Origin of the sequence: Aquiflexum sp. (assembly GCF_041749095.1) — a bacterium.
Lineage (GTDB): Bacteria > Bacteroidota > Bacteroidia > Cytophagales > Cyclobacteriaceae > Aquiflexum.
In genome coordinates this window covers 1-3689 of the sequence record NZ_JBGTCA010000473.1, presented here as the reverse complement: position 1 = coordinate 3689, position 3689 = coordinate 1, and the positions used below count along the sequence as shown (strand labels likewise).

At 38.8% G+C, this 3689-nt stretch carries 4 protein-coding genes; 2 read left to right on the top strand and 2 right to left on the bottom strand.

Annotated features, from left to right (window positions below; genetic code table 11):
- On the top strand, positions 1 to 742 hold a 742-nt coding region (locus ACEW8O_RS21570; RefSeq protein ID WP_373496699.1), incomplete at its 5' end, for a hypothetical protein.
- The gene (locus ACEW8O_RS21565; protein WP_373496698.1) at positions 742 to 1548 is read left to right on the top strand and encodes a hypothetical protein; all 807 of its coding nucleotides are present in this window, start codon (positions 742 to 744) and stop codon (positions 1546 to 1548) included. The genes ACEW8O_RS21570 and ACEW8O_RS21565, both read left to right, overlap by 1 nt.
- 89 nt (positions 1549 to 1637) lie before the next feature.
- Here the strand turns inward: ACEW8O_RS21565 and ACEW8O_RS21560 are convergent, their stop codons facing one another.
- Both ACEW8O_RS21560 and ACEW8O_RS21555 read right to left on the bottom strand, forming a co-directional pair.
- Positions 1638 to 2120 carry a DUF1569 domain-containing protein gene (locus ACEW8O_RS21560; RefSeq protein ID WP_373496697.1) on the bottom strand — a complete coding sequence of 161 codons (483 nt, stop codon included), beginning with the start codon at positions 2118 to 2120 and terminating at the stop codon, positions 1638 to 1640.
- Positions 2121 to 2203: 83 nt separating this feature from the next.
- A partial coding sequence (locus tag ACEW8O_RS21555) for a ribonucleoside-diphosphate reductase subunit alpha (RefSeq protein ID WP_373496696.1) occupies positions 2204 to 3689 on the bottom strand: 1486 nt, incomplete at its 5' end.

The following is a 3689-nucleotide window of genomic DNA, read 5'->3' as shown; positions in this document are numbered from 1 at the left end:
TTTTTTGGAAAGCCACCCCAGTGGTGATGAGGTTGATAAAAACCTGTTTTATCTGGTATTGGCCAATCGGTCATTTGATCGTGCGGATACGGTAAAAGGAATGGAATTTTACCGAAAATTCGATCAACAGGCCATTTCCAGATCCTTGAATAAACATGAGTATGTGGAAAAAAACTTCTTCCTCAACATGATGACCCAGCTTGCGGCCAATTTGGTGCAGTATGGGAAAGTGAAGGAATCCGTTGAATTGGTGGAAAGATTTCCAGGTGAAGCTGAAAAAGCCTTCCCTTATATAGCGATGTCCAAAAGAGCTTATAAGAGCAATTCCGATCCCCAGGCTTTTGTTTTTTTGGATTCTGTTTCGTCTAAAACAGCAAACTTGGATTTTAATAGTCTGTTTCCACCATTGGATAGCAGACCCTATTTTATCAATGTCCTATCCACCATTGGCAGTCAAAGAATCAATAGCCTGGCCCGCGAGATTTTGAGAGATATTCCAGAGCAACGTAAATTCGATGCTGTTTACCAATTGATATCAGGACTGGCAAGGGAAGGGAATTATTACAGGGCTTTGATGGCAATACCTAATAACCTGACGGAGTCACAGGATTTGCAGTGCAGAGGTTTAATTTTGCTGGAGGCATCCAAAAGAAGGGAACTGGAAACCGGTGATGGACGCTGGAAAGAATTGGATAATTTTCTGGAATGGACGGAAACCTATTTTAATTTCTTGATAAACTGATGAAGAAATACAATACATATTATTACCTGCTATTTGTCCTATTGGTGATGGGTGCTTTTGCTTCTATGGCACAGAACAGCTATGGTTTCAAGATTATGGGAATGGTAGCTTTTATATTTGGATTCTTATTTGTGACCCAATTGGTTTATGTATTAAAGAATAAATCGAAAATTGATTACCTGGTTGTTTTCGAACTTTTAGGTTTGTTAACTATTTCACTTATTATGGGCTTAAGGGTGTATTATATCCATTTTGAATTGGTCGAATTATTATTCGGATTAGCGGGTGGCTTATTAATCGCTGTTTACGGAATTAAGGCAATCAGGTCATTTAATGAAATCACTTCAAAAAACAGGGCCTTGGCCTTGTTGGTTTTATGTTTTTATACAAGTTTGATATTGTATATTTTATCCATGACTGTTATTCCATTTTTACCTGTATTTTCCGAGGTATTTGGGATACTTGCCTTTATATTTTTGATAATTTTCGCAGTCATTTCCTTTAGGAAAAAAGAAATGAATTATGGATCTGAAAAGGAAACCTCAATTACGGTTATTGCTCAGAATAAAGACAGGTCCATCGTTTTGATGTCACTCTTTCTATTATTTACATTGTACTTGGGCCTTTCTAAAATTGAAGTCCTTCCGAAAATGTATTCAGACGAATTTCCCCAGGCTTATTTTGAATTGGTCAACAAGGCAGAGATGGGACAGGATGAGTCTGTAGATGGAAAATACAAACACGAAGAGTTCAAAGAGAAGTTTGAAAATTTCTTGGAGAATTCAGAAAGAAGGAACGTTTGGTAGTGTGGTTATTATTGAAGACATAAGACGCAAGACACAAGACACAAGACACAAGATAGATTACCCTACACTATTTGATTTAGCTGACTATTTCAACTTTTGGCATCACTCACCCAAATTCCGAATTGTTTGAAATGGTGCATAAAGTGTTTGTAATGAAATCTATTCCATTCATCCTTATTGAGGTAGCCGAATCTAGGATGGACTTCGGAGGCACCATCATTTTTTGCATAATAGGCAATATATTCGTCCCAAGCCTTTAGTAAAGCTTCTTTGGCTTTTTCCAAATCAGGATATTTTAAAGGATAAAGCTCCCCTGTATCATTGGGCGGTGTCATACCCATTCCCATTTCAAGTTCTGTGAACAACAGGTTATACTTGGCATTGAGGGCCCTTTCACTTGGCGTAAAGGGCGGATATTTGATTTTACCTATGGACAGCTTCATCGTAATGGTCAAATGCTCCACCATATGTTGTGCTGTCATTTTACCAAAAATAGCTTTTGTATCATCTTTGAGCAATTTCAAAGAATCCAGGATTTGAGATTGTGTAAGCACCATAAAGTCAACGGTCATTTATTTGAATGAAATATAACAAAAAAGCGCCTGACATTGCCAAGCGCTTTTTTCCATCAAACGAACTCTAAAATAAAGTTTTATTAACTTCCGCACATTTCGCAATCATCTGGATTATCCAATGAACAGGCAATGGCGTCTTGGTTTTTGGATTTGGTCATGTCCAAAACAGGGGCTGCTTTAACTGCTTTTTCTGCTTCCAAAGCAGATTTATCAACCGTAAACTGAATTGCCGAAGTAGCGGCCTGTGACCTGAGGTAGTACATCCCTGTTTTGAGTCCTTTTTTCCAAGCATAGAAATGCATAGATGTAAGTTTTCCAAAATTGGGATCCTGCATAAATACGTTCATGCTCTGTGATTGACAGATATAGGCACCCCTATCAGCAGACATATCGATGACAATTTTTTGAGAGATTTCCCAAACTGTTTTATAAATGTCTTTGATGTTTTGAGGAATTCCGGGGATGTTTTTCACAGAACCATTGGCTGCGATCAATCTGTTTTTCATGGCATCATTCCACAATCCCAAATGAATCAAATCTTTCATCAGGTGTTTGTTGACCACGATAAATTCACCGGATAAAGTTCTTCTGGTATAGATGTTAGAAGTATATGGTTCAAAACATTCATTATTACCCAATATTTGGGAAGTAGAGGCAGTCGGCATTGGAGCTACCAAGAGAGAGTTTCTGACTCCAAATTTCTTTACTTTTTCTTTCAACTCATCCCATGCCCATCTTCCGGATTTTGGTGTAACACCCCACATGTCAAATTGGAATATTCCTTTGGATGCAGGCGAACCCTCATAAGTTTCATAAGTCCCCTCTACCTTGGCCAATTCCATTGAAGTTTCCATGGCAGCGTAGTAGATGGTTTCGAAGATATCCTCATTAAGTCCTTTGGCTTCATCTGAGTCAAAGGGCATTCTGAGCATAATAAAAGCATCTGCTAAACCCTGTACCCCCAAGCCGATTGGCCTATGACGGAAGTTGGATTTCCTTGCTTCCTCAACAGGATAATAATTAACATCAATTACCTTGTTCAAGTTGCGGGTAGCCACTTTGGTGATTTCGTATAGTTTCTGATGGTCAAAATATTTTTTCCCATCTGATCCTGTCATTACAAACTTAGGAAGTGCAATAGAGGCCAGGTTACATACAGCCACTTCATCAGGAGCGGTATATTCTATGATCTCGGTGCAGAGATTCGAAGATTTGATGGTCCCAAGGTTTTGTTGGTTGGATTTCTTGTTTGCAGAATCCTTGTACAACATGTAAGGAGTACCTGTCTCGATTTGGGATTCAAGGATCTCAAACCAAAGGTCCTGGGCTTTGATGGTTTCCCTGGCTTTTCCTTCTCTCTCGTATTTTTCATACAATCTCTCAAATTCCTCACCATGACAGTCAGACAATCCAGGTGCTTCATTAGGACAAAAAAGTGACCATTGGTCATTTTGCTCTACACGCTTCATGAACAAATCCGGAATCCACATGGCGTAAAATAAGTCTCTTGCCCGCATCTCTTCCTTACCATGGTTTCTCTTCAATTCCAAGAAATCTTTGACATCT